Genomic DNA, 13,370 nt, shown 5'->3' on the forward strand with positions numbered 1-13,370 from the left:
GCACGGATTGGCCCTTGAGGGCTAGGCTGACGAGCTGATCATGGGCCTGCTTCGATTTGATCTATCGTCCGATTACGGAATCTTCTTCGCCAGTATTTTGGTTCTGCTGGTCGTCACAATCATCGCCCTCGAGAGGGTATCGCCTCGCCGCAAGAACGCGCGCCGCCGGGTCCGTCGTGGACACGGCGATCAAGCCGGCGAGCTCATCGACTGACCCAGCAGCCTCTCGCAGTCCAGGCGCCTTCTCCTGACCAAGTCAGGACGGTTGCGGAGACTGCCCGAATCCAGACGATTGACGCCGTGCGCGGTTTCGCGGTGATGGGCATCCTGCTGCTCAACATCGTGAGCTTCGGGCTGCCACGCTATGCCTATAGCGATCCGACATTCTATGGTGGCGCGACCGGAGCCGATTGGTGGGCGTGGGCGCTCGCCTTTGTTTTGGCGGATGGCAAGATGCGCGGCCTCTTCACGATGCTGTTTGGCGCCTCGACGATCCTGATTGCCGAGAGAACGGTTGCGAGCGGCGCTTCACCCATACGGCGGCACGCTGCCCGCATGGTCAGCCTGCTTGGGATCGGCATGGTGCACGCGTACATGATCTGGTCCGGCGACATCCTGGTACTCTACGCGCTTTGCGGCTGCGTCGTTTTCTTCGCCTGGCGCTGGGACACCTCTCGTCTGGTTGCGGTCGCAGCGCTGCTCATGGCGGCGCAGCTTGCAAGCGGCACACTGGATTATGCTGCTGCACGTCAGTTCCAGGAGCGGGCGACTGCTACTCACGCGTCCACTTCTCTTCGCGACGAATGGACGAAATATCGGAACAGCCTGGACCAGCTTCGTGCCGTCCCCACCGCAGAGCTAGAGGCATTCCGCGGAGGCTGGAGCAATGTGCTGCCGATGCGCTTTGCCATGACCGCCGAGGCACATCGACACGCCCTGCCAGCCACGCTCCCGGAGACGATCGCCCTGATGCTCCTCGGCATGGCGCTGTACCGAAGCGGATTCTTCAGCGGCGGGTGGTCACGCCGTCGATACGAATCCGTGCTGTTTGTCGGTTACGGTCTGTGCCTGCCGTTGTATCTACCTTTGGTGTGGTGGATTGATCGTTCGGGTTTCGATCCGATCACTCTGTTACTTTCCGACCCGCTTCACCTGGTGCTTCTCCGCCCGGGAATGACGCTGGCGCATGCGGCCGTCATCATTCTTTGCGTTAAGATGGGGTACTGTTCCCCATTCGTCGCCCGACTGGTCGCCGTCGGGCGCACCGCGCTCAGCAACTATCTGTGTACCAGCCTCGTCTGCACCTTCGTGTTCTGCGGTTACGGCCTCGGGTGGTTCGGGTACCTGACCCGGTGGCAACTTTATCCAGTCGTCCTGACGATATGGGTCCTGATGCTAGTGTGGTCACATCTGTGGCTGCGCCGATTCCGCTATGGGCCGTTCGAGTGGCTCTGGCGCTCCCTTGCACAAGGTAAAATGAATCAACTGCGACCAACGGCTGAGAACCGCTTTTGAGAACCATGCGCAAAACTACTTGCGAACTCCTCGCACTAGCGGTACCTGACGTGCCGCAAGAAGGAGTGGTCCATTGGTTGTCTGCGTTTGCAACGCCATCCGGGAAAGCCAAGTTCGTGAAGCCGCGCGTGCTGGGTCGACAACTGCGTGCCAGGCTTATCGGTCGTTGGGGCGCCAGCCGAAATGTGGTCAGTGCACGCCGTTTGCGCGAGCGATTATCGATGAAGAGCGTGCTGCTGCGTAACAGTCGCAGCTTTTAAAATCCGCAGAAATCCGCCCTTTTTTGATTGCTGCATGTAGGTTCGCCAAGGTAGAGGCGATGCCAACACGGAGGCACTACAATGAAGGGCGACGCGCGCGTCATCGAGTTTCTGAACGAGACGCTCAAGAATGAACTAACGGCCATCAACCAATATTGGCTGCATTACCGACTGCTCGAGCATTGGGGCGTCAAGAAGCTTGCTGAATATGAGCGGCACGAATCCATCGACGAGATGAAGCACGCCGATTGGCTGGCGGAGCGCATCCTTTTCCTTGATGGCCTGCCCAATTTCCAGCTCCTCGGCCGTCTGCGCATTGGCGAAACCGTTGAGGAGGTGCTCAAGGCCGATCTCGCCATGGAGATCGAGGCTGTCGCACAACTCAAGGCCGCGATCACCTATTGCGAAGAGGTCAAGGACTTCGGCAGCCGCGACCTGTTCACGCGGATCCTGCTCAGCGAGGAAGAGCATGTAGACACGCTGGAGCGCCAGTTCGAGATGATCGAGCGGATGGGCCTGCAGAACTACATTCAGCTCAACGCCGAAGCGGACAAGCCGCACGGCTGACACCTTGTCGTCGCGCGGGCTTGGTCACACGCTCGCGCGACATATTATCCAGGATCAATGTCAGGGTTGATCAAGGTCAGCCAACGGCTTCGCTATGCCACCGATCGCCAGCGCTTTGATGGGCAGCAACCACCCGCTCTCAGATGGCGCTCAGGCCCGACCGAAGCCGCCACCCTGAACCGGACGGCGGCCAAAGCCCAGCACGGGTCGGCGATCCCTCACGGGAGTGGCTTCGCGCTCCAGCAGCGCAAGCGTTTGCGTGAACAATGGGCGGAGCCCCACGACGTCTTCAAGCACCGCTTCCGGCGTGTCGCGGGTTTCCACGAGATCGCGGGCAACGAACTCGATCTTCTCGGCAAGGTCGGCCAGCGGAAACGCGCCGAACTGACGCGCTTCGCCCTTTAATGTATGAGCCGGGATCACCAGACCAGCAGCGTTCCCGGCGCGCATCGCATCTTCGATGGCAGATACTGATTTAACCCCGTCCTCGCGGAAGTAACCCAGGATACGCAGCAGGTCAGCGCCAAGCTCAGCCTTTGTTTTGGCGAACGAGGGCCAGTCTACAAGGGTGCTACCTTCGAACGACACGATCTTGTCCCTCAATCAGGCCCGAAGCGACCGAATGCTTCTCCATCGCAGGCTAATATAGCGCGCGTAAAGAGAAGATAGTCATTGTCCCCCAAATGGATTCTTCGGGGCGCGAAGTGTGAGACGGATGGGAACCGCACCAAAGCCCAGATCGCGACGCAGCGAGTTTACCAGATAGCGCTCGTAACTCGCCGGAAGCTGGTCGACCCGTGTGCCGAAGATCACAAAGCTCGGCGGCCGTGTTTTCACTTGGGTAACGTATCGCATCTTGATCCGCTTGCCCCCCGGGGCGGGTGGCGGATTGGCTTCGATCGCGCGTTCGAACCAACGGTTTAGCTCGCCCGTCGGCACGCGGCGAGACCAGGCCTCCCTTGTTTCGAAAGCCGCCGACAGCAGCTGATCGATGCCGCGTCCCGTCATTGCGGACACGGTAATCAGCGGAACCCCCTTTACCTGGCTCAACCCGTCGCCAAGCGCTGCCTTAACGCCATTGAACAAAGAGGACGGATCTTGCGCCACGTCCCACTTGTTCAGCGCGATGATCAGCGCACGCCCTTCCTCCAAGACGCGATCGGCAATGCGAAGGTCCTGGGACTCAAGTCCAAGCGTAGCGTCCAGCAGAAGCACGACGACCTCTGCAAAGTCCACGGCATGTAGCGCATCCGCCACCGACAGCTTTTCCAGCTTGTCCTGCACCTTCGCCCGCTTGCGCATCCCGGCTGTGTCGATGAGCCGGACGGGTCGCCCCTGCCACTCCCAATCGATTGCGATCGAATCGCGCGTGATTCCGGCTTCAGGGCCGGTGATCATACGGTCTTCACCGAGCATCCGGTTTACCAGCGTTGACTTGCCGGCATTCGGCCGCCCAACAATGGCGAGCTTTAGAGGAGCGGCGAGATCCTCATCGTCATCCGACTCGGCCTCGGCCTCATCCTCGCGCTCAAGATGTGGCAGAAGCGCCTCAAACAGGTCTGCAACGCCTTCACCATGCTCCGCGGAGAGCTGCACTGGGTCGCCAAAGCCTAGCGCCAGTGCCTCCAGGATGCCCTGTTCGCCCGCGCGTCCCTCGGCTTTGTTCGCGACCAGCACGATGGGCGTCGTGGATCCACGCAGCCAGCGGGCGATCTCTTCGTCCAACGGTACCACGCCGGCGCGCGCATCGACCATGAACAGCGCCACATCTGCGGCAGCCACTGCCGCCTCCGTCTGGAGGCGCATTCGGCCGGGGAGCGAGTGAGCGTCGTGATCCTCGTAGCCGGCAGTATCCACGACGCGGAAATTGAGGCCGAGGAGGGTCGCGTCGCCTTCACGGCGATCACGAGTGACGCCGGGCCGATCATCGACCAGCGCTAACTTCTTTCCGACAAGACGGTTGAACAGCGTCGACTTGCCGACATTAGGTCGACCAACGATTGCGACGGTGGGAAGGCGTGCCATCGCGTGCCCCTACAACTCCCGCCGCAGTAGCGAAAGCACGATCGCCTATAATCGGCGACCAAGGGCCGCACGGGGCGCCACTGAAGCGGCGGCGCCCCGCAAGGCTCAACGATAGGCGGACAATTTGCCCTGCTGATCGAGAACGTACAGCGTCTGGTTCGCCACGACCGGCGGCAAAGTGAACGACTTCGCCGCATCGATCGTCACCTGTACGCTGCCATCAGCGGGAGACGCAGCAACAAGCTCACCATGCGAATTGGTCAGCCACAGCCGGTCGCCGGCCAGAACGGGACCGTACCAGGTATAGGCGCCCTTCCTCTTCTCGACGTTGCGATACGCCTGCAACTGCCCGATCCAGCGCACCTTGCCATTGGCGCGCGAAAGGCAAACGAGGCGGGCGTCATCGGTGATGACGAAAAGCCACTCGCCGGCCAGCCACGGGGTCGTGATGCTGGCGAAATTCTGTTCCCAGAGCCGCTGGCCGGTCGCAATTTCGACCGCCACCATGCGCCCCCCCTGACCGACGGCATAAGCGCGCCCATCCTCGATCACCGGATCGGCATCAATGTCGGCTAGGCTGGACACCGAAGTCGAGATGCTCGTGCGCGACAAGGCATCCTGCCACAGCGTGCGCCCGTTCTCATATCGATAGGCGTTCAATTCGCCCGACGAGAAGCCGGCCACGATCGTCCCGGCCGCCGCCGCTGGCGCCGCGACACCGAACACGCCCTGCGTTTCCACGCTGGCAGTACCGGTCCACACCACCTTGCCGTCATTCTGATCGAGCGCGTACAGCTGGTTGTCCTGGCTCAGGACATAGACTTGGCCGTTCGCGATCGTCGGCGCGCCGCGCAAAGGCCCGCCCGGCTTTGCCCGCCACGCCACGGAACCATCCGTCACGCTCAGGGCCACGACGTCGCCAAGACCGTCCGTGGCATACACTCGGCCGCCGTCATAGCTGACGCCGCCGCCGAACCGCGCCGCCTTGTTCTCTTCGCTGTCGGATAGCGCTACGGTCCATTGCGTTGCGCCACTGTCAGCAGAAAAAGCATGAACACGAGCGTCTACGTCGACGACAAAAACGCGCCCTTCGGCAACGACCGGTGCTGCGCCGAGCCGCTGGCGATTGGACCCACCATCGATCGTGGCGCTCCACAGCCGCGATGGCGACCCGCCGAGCGCCAGGTGCCCCATCGACTTGGAGGCATTGCCACCCGGCTGAGACCATTCCGCATTGGCGACTGCCGGAGGCAGCAGCACCTGAACGCCTGACAGCGCCGGATCGATCTCCGCCGCATTTTCAGCTGCAAGAATAGGTACGCGGTTGCCGACCGTCGGCGTCTTCTTCGGGTCAGACTTGAAAACCCCGCAGGCGCTGAGCCCCATCAACGCGGCAAGCGCGACAGGAGCGGCGATCGACTTCCTCATTGCTTCGTCACGTCCTCTTTCGCGCCTGCGTCAGCCGGCACGGCATCGACGCCCAGTACGCCTGCCATCTGAACGGCGCGTTGACGGATCGACGGCGGCACCTGCTCAGCCTGAGCCAATTGCCCGAATAGCCGCCCTGCCAGATCGCGGCGGCCCTGTTTCAGATAAGCGAGCGCCACCAGTTCGCCAGCACTGCCGAAGTAAGCGTTTTCCGGCACCGCCACACCCCGCAGCCGCGCCACGACCTGTTCGGGCTTGATCGTGTCGAATTCGGCCATGGTCTGCCGGACGAGCGCGAGCTGTCGGAACGGCTCGGCCAACGACTCATCGGCGGCAATCTCGCCGAACTTCGCTGCTGCATTCTTCAGATCATTCTTCTCAAGAGAAAGATCTGCCTGCGTGAACAGGGCAATCGCCCGGTACCCGCTTGAATCCGACTTGGCGAGCTCGGCGATCTGTGGAGTCGCCTTCGCAGTCTGACCTGCGGCCAAATTGTCCCAGACCAGCTGCAGCTGCTCTCCCTCGCGGCCCGCAGCCTCGCTCTGACGATGCTGCCAGAAAAGATAGCCGGCAAAGATGGCAAGTCCCAGCGCGACGAGAGCAGCGATCGCGAGGCCCCAACGCCGCCACAAGGCGGCCGCCTGCTCTTTGCGCAGTTCCTCATCGACCTCGCGCAGGAATGCTTCGTTATTTTGCGGCGTGAGCGCCACGGCTTACTCCAACTTGGCGGGAAGGCGGCGGACCTTAGTCGCGCGCGCCGGAAAACGAAAGCCGCTCACGCCTTCGGGGCGTAGGTCTGCTCTGCGGTCGGGAAAGAGCGCGAACGCACTTCCTCGGCATAGGTGGCGGCGCGCTCGCCAATATAGCCGGCCATGTCGCCGTACCGCTTCACGAAGCGCGGCACGCGCTCAAACATGCCGAGCATGTCCTCGGCCACCAGGACCTGGCCGTCGCACTCCGCAGATGCGCCGATCCCGATCGTCGGGACGTTGATCGTGCGCGTGATCTCGATGGCGATCGGCTCGACCACGCCTTCGATCACGACGGAGAAAGCACCCGCACCGGCCACCGCCTGCGCGTCGCCAACAATCTTCTGCGCCTCGGCCTCCGAACGGCCGCGCGCGCCATAGCCGCCTAGCGCATTCACCGCCTGCGGGGTCAGACCGACATGCCCCATCACTGGGATGCCACGCTCGGACAAAAACGCGACCGTCGACGCCATCGCTGTCCCGCCTTCCAGCTTCACAGCAGCCGCACCGGTCTGCTTCAGGAGCCAGGCGGCGCTTTCAAAAGCCTTTTCCGGGCTGCTTTCGTAGCTGCCGAACGGCATATCGACCACCACCATCGAGTGGTAACTGCCGCGCACCACTGCTGCGCCGTGCGCGGCCATCATCTCCAGCGTGACGGGCACCGTGGATGGCAGCCCGTAGATCACCTGCCCCAGGCTGTCCCCCACCAGCAGCATGTCGCAGTGCGGATCCAGAATCTGGGCCGTGCGCACCGTATAAGCTGTCAGCATCACGAGCGGCTCCTTGCCCTTGCGCTGGCGCACGGCAGGAACGGTCACGCGCTTCATCGGTGCGGACACGGGCGTGGCGCGGCTGGTCGAGCTATCGATGGTGAAGGTGGTGGACATGCACGGCGCTTAGCCGGTTCAGCCCATACGATCCAGCCGCTCACCGCTCCAAGGCGCCGAGAGCCCCGGAAGCGGGTCAGGTTCAGCTGCTTCTCGCCTGGGAACGGCCCGCCCTACGCTGAAATCGTACCCCAGCTTGATCCAGATCACTGCATTCGCCCGAAAAGGCGCACGCCGCTCGACAACTTCCTCGCGACTCACGTGTTGTTTGGTCGGCCTCTGTCGGGGTCGCGGTGCGGAGAACAGCGAATGTGCAGACACGCCAGCCCACTCGATCGATGGTCGGAGGAACGGTGGCCTTGCCCTCTTGAGGGCTCATGGTTCCCATGCGCCAGTGCGCCGGTGACACCGACTTGGGTGAGGAGCTGAGATGCGCATTCATCATCTGAACTGCGGCACGGATTGCCCGCTTGGGGGCGCGCTGTTTGATGGGCGCAGCATCGGTCCGCTCGGGCATATCGTCTGCCATTGCCTTCTGATTGAAACGGAGGCGCGCGGCCTGGTGCTGGTAGATACCGGTTATGGCCTGCGCGACGTCGCTCGTCCCCACCAGCGGCCGGACCCTCGCATCTCGGTCCCTTGGCGCATGATGCTGAACATCCGGCTGCACGAGCACGAAACCGCAATTCGGCAGATCGAGGCTTTGGGATTTCAGGCGTCAGATGTGCGGCACATCGTCGTCACGCATCTTGATTTCGATCATGCTGGCGGCCTGGAAGATTTTCCGAACGCATTTGTTCACGTGATGCAGCGCGAGTATGACGACGCCACTGGCCCACGCGCCGGCATCGTCGCCCGTAACCGCTGGCGAACCCGGCAGCTGAACGACGTGCACAACTGGCGCCGCTATGGTGCGCGCGGAGAGCCATGGTTCGGCTTCGATGCGGTCCGGGATCTCGACGGGCTGCCTCCCGAGATCCTGCTTGTTCCTCTGCCAGGACATACCTGGGGCCATGCCGGCGTAGCGGTGCGGCAAGACAGCGGCCGCTGGCTCCTCCATGCCGGCGACGCCTATTTCTACCGCGGCGAGATGAGATCGGCACGGCGCAAGTGCACCCCGGGCCTGCGCGCCTATCAGCGGCTGATGGAGGTGGATGCCACCAGCCGGCTGGCGAACCAGGCGCGGCTGCGCGCACTTTCGATCGAGCGCCGCGATGAAGTGACCGTGACCTGCACGCACGATCCCGTCGAACTGGAACGGTGCCAGGCAGGCAACCCGATGTGATGCCCGGCGTTTCCATAGCAAAGGAGCTTCAAGACATGACGAATCAAGACGTTCTGCGCGAGTTGTTCGTAGTAGGCCTGAAGAACGCCCACGCCGTCGAAAAGCAGGCGCTTTCCATCATGACACCGCAGGTCTCGCGGATCGAAAACTATCCAGAGGTGGCCGATCGCCTACGGCTCCACATCGATGAAACGAATGGCCAAATTGCGCGGATCGATGAACTGCTCGCGGATTTCGACAGCAGCGGATCGGCGCTTAAGGATCTTGGTCTCAGCATGTCTGGCGGCATGGCCGCGCTGGCGCATAGCGTTGCCGGCGACGAGATCATCAAGAACAGCTTCGCGAATTATGCCTTCGAGCACTTCGAAATTGCGGCCTACAAGTCGCTGCTCGTGATGGCGGAAGATGGCGGCTTCTCGAAAGCGTTGCCATTGCTCAAGCAATCGCTCGGCGAGGAAGAAAGCATGGCCCGCTGGATTGACGAGAACTTGCCGGTGGTAACCCGCCGTTATGCCTCGCTCTACGCCGAGGGCGGATCAGCCGAAGCGAAGGTCTGATCCGGGCTCCGCGAATTTGGCTCTCCGGCAGGAGCAATCCAGCTTCTCCTGCCCAGTAAGAAAAAGGACCGGACAGCGCACTGTCCGGTCCTTTTCAATTCATCAAACCCACCGGGTCAGACGCGCATCGGCATCAGCACATAGAGCGCCGGCGCCTTGTCATTCTCACGGATCAGGGTCGGCGCAGCAGCATCGGCAAGGTGCACTTCCACCAGATCACCGTCGATCTGGCCGAGGATATCGAGCAGGTACCGGCTGTTGAAACCGATCTCGAACGGAGCCGCAACATATTCGCCCGGCACTTCCTCGGCGGCCGTGCCATTTTCAGGGCTGGTCACCGAGAGGGTGATCTTGTCGCGATCAAGAGCCATCTTCACCGCACGCGTCTTTTCGGTCGCGATGGTCGAGACACGGTCCACGCCTTCCATGAAGGCAGACGGGTCCAGCTTCAGGATCTTGTCATTGCCGGTCGGAATGACGCGGCTGTAATCCGGGAACGTGCCGTCAATCAGCTTGGACGTCAGGATCGCCTGCCCCAAGTCGAAGCGGATCTTGGTGCCACTCAGGGACACGCCGACGGAGCCGTCGATCTCGTCAAGCAACTTGCGCAGCTCCGCCACACACTTCCGCGGTACAATCACGTCCGGCATGTTTTCCGCGCCTTCCGGTCGCGGCAAGGTAACCCGTGCCAGTCGGTGACCGTCGGTCGCCGCCGCCTTCAGCACTGGCTGCGAACCACCTTCCTCCGACACGTGCAGGAATATTCCGTTCAGATAATAACGTGTCTCTTCCGTCGAGATGGCGAAGCGAGTCTTGTCGATGATCTGCTTCAAGGCCTCGGCCGGCATTTCGAACTGGGTCGGCAGTTCACCTTCGGCAATGACGGGAAAATCATCGCGAGGCAGCGTGCCGAGCGAGAATCGTGCACGGCCGGCCACGATCGTCATGCGACCTTCCGCCGCGGTGAGCGACACCTGCGCGCCCTCGGGCAGTTTGCGTGCAATGTCGAACAGGGTGTGCGCGGAAACCGTCGTCGCGCCAGGCTGGTCTACCGCCGCGGCCACGCTTTCGTTGATCTGCAAGTCGAGATCGGTGGCCATCAGGCGCAGCGATCCCTCGGCAGTCGCCTCGATCAGTACGTTGGACAAAATCGGAATGGTGTTGCGGCGTTCCACCACCGATTGGACATGGCTCAGCCCCTTCAGGAGCGTTGCGCGTTCGATCGTCGCCTTCATCACTTCATCCCCCAGCCCTCAGGAATCGACCAGGGGCAACTCGCCCGTTTCCTAGCCAAACAGAAAGGGCCGGAGCAAGCGCCCCGACCCTCCTTTTCGCCAGATAGTTCGATCTGCCGCTTAGAAGCGGAAGCCGAGACCAGCTGCAACCTGGTGGCGATCGGTGTCGACGCCGAAGGTGCCGGTGCTGGCGCCGTTCGGGTAGTTCAGACGCGCATCACCATAATTGGAGTAGCGGTACTCGAGCTTCGCATAGGTGTTCGGGCTCAGCGACTGCTCAACGCCCGCACCAAGGCGGAAGCCGTCGAGATTGAAGTTCTGGCCCGTGGTCGTGACCGTGTCGTCACGAGTCAGGTCGAGGCGCGCGTTGGTGTAGCCAACCTTGCCGTAGATGAGCGTGGTTGGCGCGGCGATCACGCCGATGCGGCCGCCGATGTACAGGTCACGGCCCGCCTTCACGCGGCCGTAGCCGAAATCGTTGGGGTTGCGCGGATCGTTGGTGACCTTGCCGGTTGAGCCGGTGATTTCGCCCTCCACGCCGACGACGAGGTTGTTGAACGCTACATCATAGCCGATGTCGCCGCCGTACAGGAAACCGTCGCTGCCCTGGTCGCCGCGGATCAGCGAGTCCTGGGTGTCACCGGGACGCAGCGCATCATAGCCGAGGATTACGCCGGCGCGCGGGCCGGTGAACGGACCGGCATCCTGCGCAGCCGCGGGAACGGCGAGAACGGTGGTGGCGGCAAGGGTCGCCAGGATGAGGTTACGCATAAAAAACTCCATCTACTTCCGCCTTCAACGTCGGCGGGCAGTGCGCAAATGGGCGATCAACGCGGTTGTTGCATGAACCTCAGATAAACAGCATCTTTCGTTGTTTTTACGCCACAGTGACTTGAACTCAGCAGGTGCCGGCCTAACGACGCGGCACCTGCTTATGGGGCAGCTCAGCCCGTTCGTGACCGGCGCTCCTCCGCGAGACGCTGAGCCTCAAGGCTCAGAAACGCACACCCACGCCGGCCATCACCTGGTGACGATCGGCATCGATCTCCTCGCCGTTCTGGTCGCCGTAGTGAGAGTAGCGGTACTCGCCCTTCACGAAGAAGCGCGGAGAGATCGCATATTCCAGACCCGCGCCGAGCCGAAAACCATCGAGATTTTCCGCCTCTCGCGTCGTCACCGTACCACTGGTGTACCGCGTTTTGACCCGGGCATTGGTGTAGCCGGCTTTCGCATAGGCCATCAGCTTCGGGGATAGAACGTACCCGGCGCGCACGCCAATGTAGAAGTCGCGCCCCGCATCTGCGCGCAGTCGATCACCTGCGGTAAGCACGTCGACGTCACGCTGTCGAACTGTCGAGTCCGTAATCTCGCCTTCGAGGCCGAGCCGGGCGCGACCGAGCGCGGCATCATAGCCGGTAGCGGCACCGTAGACGAATCCGTCCTTGCCGTCGCCACCTCCGGAAAGATGGTCGTAACCACCCAATGCCTCCAGGCGAAAGCCGCTGAAGTCCGGCTTCTCCTGCGCTGCGCAGGGCGAGGTCATCATGGCTGCCACAGCCGCGGTGGAGATAAGCAAGAGGCGCATGGGTTCCCTTTCATTCCCAAACTGCCGCCGGGATGGCGGCGTTGCCCCGCCTCTTTCCGTTCTCCTGCTGACGTCCGACACACGGCCGCGCCGAAAGCCGTTGCTTTCGCGCCCGCTGCGACCAATGACGCGGATATGACGATGAATCCTCTTGAGCGTCGCGGTCGCGATTTCGTCGCCCGCCACGGCGAAACAGTCTTCAACGCTGCTCGCCGGCTCCAAGGTGATGCCCCGCACACGCCCCTCACCCGCGCTGGTTTTGCTCAAGCCGAGGAGATGGGGCGCGCTCTCCGCGACTTCCTTGGTCCCAAGCCGAAGCTGACGATGTGGGCGTCGTCGACAGGTCGGGCGTTGCAGACGTTGGCGATTATCGCGGAACACCTTGAGCTCGACTGGCACGATGCGCGTCACGACGATCGGCTGATCGAGATCGGCATGGGCAGTTGGGGCGGCCGTTATTATGCCGACGTTGTCGGAGAAGTGGGGCCCGTTGTGGATGAACGCGGTCTTCTGCGGTGCGCCCCAGACGGCGAGCGTTACGAGGCGATCGCCGCCCGCGTCTCGACCTGGCTTGCCGATACCAACGATGACGAGGGCGACCGCTTGGTGATCATGCACGGCATCTCCAGTCGGGTTATGCGAGGGGTGATGACCGGCGCACCGGTGGATCCTTGCGGCGCTCCGGTTCTCGCGGGGCACCCGCAGGGGACGGTAACCATGATCGAGCGCGGCCGGGAGACGGTGGTGCACCTCGGCACTGGCTATGCCCCGGCCTAACCCACTGTACCTGAGCTAGTTTGTTGTCGATGGTCTTGACATTGGCCGGCCTGTTGGCGGGTGAGCGCGCGACGGTCGGCATTTACGGCGCCTGGGGTGCGTTTCGCCAGGGATCACCGGCCAGCTGCTACGCGATCAGCGCGCCCACGCGCGCCCGAACCGAAGGGTTCGCCAGCGTCGCTGCACGCTTCGGGCGCAGCGGACGGCCGGCAATTTACATCTACCTCTCCCAACGGCGCGCACAGGCAGCCCCGATCACGCTCGCAATCGGAGAACGCCGCTTCACCCTGTCCGGCAACACTCGCTCGGCATGGTCGCCCGACGCCGCCACCGACCGCGCGATCATCTCCGCGATGCGCGGCGGCCGCAGCATGAGCATCTCCGCAGTCAGCATGCGCGGACGGCCCTTCGCCGATAGCTATGCTTTGAGTGGTGCCGCTACCGCGATCGATGCCGCCGCGCTCGAATGTGCAAGACGCTAAGGCCGACTTGCGCCGTTGAAGTAGCAACCGCGGCTGGAAACGGCCGCTGTTTTCCACTATATGCGCGCGATGCAGACA

At 62.6% G+C, this 13,370-nt stretch carries 16 protein-coding genes; 8 read left to right on the forward strand and 8 right to left on the reverse strand.

Features of this window, described 5'->3' with window-relative positions; translation table 11 throughout:
- The first annotated feature begins 40 nt into the window (after nt 1-40).
- The 4 genes from LK535_RS05660 (at nt 41) to bfr (ending at nt 2,342) form a co-directional block, all read left to right on the forward strand.
- Entirely contained in the window at nt 41-214 is a 174-nt protein-coding gene (locus LK535_RS05660) for a hypothetical protein (protein ID WP_227770864.1), read from the forward strand.
- Nucleotides 215-318: 104 nt separating this feature from the next.
- Entirely contained in the window at nt 319-1,515 is a 1,197-nt protein-coding gene (locus LK535_RS05665) for a DUF418 domain-containing protein (protein WP_227770865.1), read from the forward strand.
- Between the two features lie 73 nt (nt 1,516-1,588).
- Nucleotides 1,589-1,759: a bacterioferritin-associated ferredoxin gene (locus LK535_RS05670; RefSeq protein WP_227770866.1), complete on the forward strand. Its 171-nt coding sequence runs from the start codon at nt 1,589-1,591 to the stop codon at nt 1,757-1,759.
- 97 nt (nt 1,760-1,856) lie between these two features.
- On the forward strand, nt 1,857-2,342 hold the full coding sequence (gene bfr / locus LK535_RS05675; protein WP_227770867.1) for a bacterioferritin: 486 nt from the start codon (nt 1,857-1,859) through the stop codon (nt 2,340-2,342).
- Nucleotides 2,343-2,492: 150 nt separating this feature from the next.
- On the opposite strand, the gene LK535_RS05680 is transcribed toward bfr, so the two are convergent.
- The 5 genes from LK535_RS05680 to panB all read right to left on the reverse strand — a co-directional run bounded on the left by LK535_RS05680 (nt 2,493) and on the right by panB (nt 7,431).
- On the reverse strand, nt 2,493-2,930 hold the full coding sequence (locus tag LK535_RS05680; protein ID WP_227770868.1) for an Hpt domain-containing protein: 438 nt from the start codon (nt 2,928-2,930) through the stop codon (nt 2,493-2,495).
- A gap of 81 nt (nt 2,931-3,011) precedes the next feature.
- The gene (gene der / locus LK535_RS05685; RefSeq protein WP_227770869.1) at nt 3,012-4,367 is read right to left on the reverse strand and encodes a ribosome biogenesis GTPase Der; all 1,356 of its coding nucleotides are present in this window, start codon (nt 4,365-4,367) and stop codon (nt 3,012-3,014) included.
- A 105-nt stretch (nt 4,368-4,472) separates the two neighbouring features.
- Nucleotides 4,473-5,795: a PQQ-like beta-propeller repeat protein gene (locus LK535_RS05690; protein ID WP_227770870.1), complete on the reverse strand. Its 1,323-nt coding sequence runs from the start codon at nt 5,793-5,795 to the stop codon at nt 4,473-4,475.
- The gene (locus tag LK535_RS05695; RefSeq protein WP_227770871.1) at nt 5,792-6,505 is read right to left on the reverse strand and encodes a tetratricopeptide repeat protein; all 714 of its coding nucleotides are present in this window, start codon (nt 6,503-6,505) and stop codon (nt 5,792-5,794) included. The genes LK535_RS05690 and LK535_RS05695 overlap by 4 nt, the downstream gene beginning before the upstream one ends.
- A gap of 65 nt (nt 6,506-6,570) precedes the next feature.
- Nucleotides 6,571-7,431 carry a 3-methyl-2-oxobutanoate hydroxymethyltransferase gene (gene panB / locus LK535_RS05700; protein ID WP_227770872.1) on the reverse strand — a complete coding sequence of 287 codons (861 nt, stop codon included), beginning with the start codon at nt 7,429-7,431 and terminating at the stop codon, nt 6,571-6,573.
- Nucleotides 7,432-7,801: 370 nt separating this feature from the next.
- On the opposite strand from panB, the gene LK535_RS05705 reads away from it, so the two are divergent.
- Nucleotides 7,802-8,656: an MBL fold metallo-hydrolase gene (locus tag LK535_RS05705; RefSeq protein WP_227770873.1), complete on the forward strand. Its 855-nt coding sequence runs from the start codon at nt 7,802-7,804 to the stop codon at nt 8,654-8,656.
- 35 nt (nt 8,657-8,691) lie between these two features.
- Nucleotides 8,692-9,213, forward strand: coding sequence for a ferritin-like domain-containing protein (locus LK535_RS05710; RefSeq protein ID WP_227770874.1), 522 nt, complete (start codon nt 8,692-8,694; stop codon nt 9,211-9,213).
- A 116-nt stretch (nt 9,214-9,329) separates the two neighbouring features.
- Here the strand turns inward: LK535_RS05710 and dnaN are convergent, their stop codons facing one another.
- The 3 genes from dnaN to LK535_RS05725 all read right to left on the reverse strand — a co-directional run bounded on the left by dnaN (nt 9,330) and on the right by LK535_RS05725 (nt 12,033).
- Nucleotides 9,330-10,448, reverse strand: coding sequence for a DNA polymerase III subunit beta (gene dnaN, locus LK535_RS05715; RefSeq protein WP_227770875.1), 1,119 nt, complete (start codon nt 10,446-10,448; stop codon nt 9,330-9,332).
- 120 nt (nt 10,449-10,568) lie between these two features.
- Nucleotides 10,569-11,219: an outer membrane protein gene (locus tag LK535_RS05720; protein WP_227770876.1), complete on the reverse strand. Its 651-nt coding sequence runs from the start codon at nt 11,217-11,219 to the stop codon at nt 10,569-10,571.
- 223 nt (nt 11,220-11,442) lie between these two features.
- A complete protein-coding gene (locus LK535_RS05725) occupies nt 11,443-12,033 on the reverse strand; it encodes an outer membrane protein (RefSeq protein WP_227770877.1) in 591 nt (196 codons plus the stop codon).
- 135 nt (nt 12,034-12,168) lie between these two features.
- On the opposite strand from LK535_RS05725, the gene LK535_RS05730 reads away from it, so the two are divergent.
- Both LK535_RS05730 and LK535_RS05735 read left to right on the forward strand, forming a co-directional pair.
- On the forward strand, nt 12,169-12,810 hold the full coding sequence (locus LK535_RS05730) for a histidine phosphatase family protein (RefSeq protein ID WP_227770878.1): 642 nt from the start codon (nt 12,169-12,171) through the stop codon (nt 12,808-12,810).
- A gap of 29 nt (nt 12,811-12,839) precedes the next feature.
- Nucleotides 12,840-13,292, forward strand: coding sequence for an invasion associated locus B family protein (locus tag LK535_RS05735; protein WP_227771093.1), 453 nt, complete (start codon nt 12,840-12,842; stop codon nt 13,290-13,292).
- Nucleotides 13,293-13,370: the final 78 nt, after the last annotated feature.

The sequence above is a fragment of the Sphingomonas sp. IC4-52 genome, assembly GCF_020707225.1.
In the GTDB taxonomy this organism is placed as follows: Bacteria; Pseudomonadota; Alphaproteobacteria; order Sphingomonadales; family Sphingomonadaceae; genus Sphingomonas.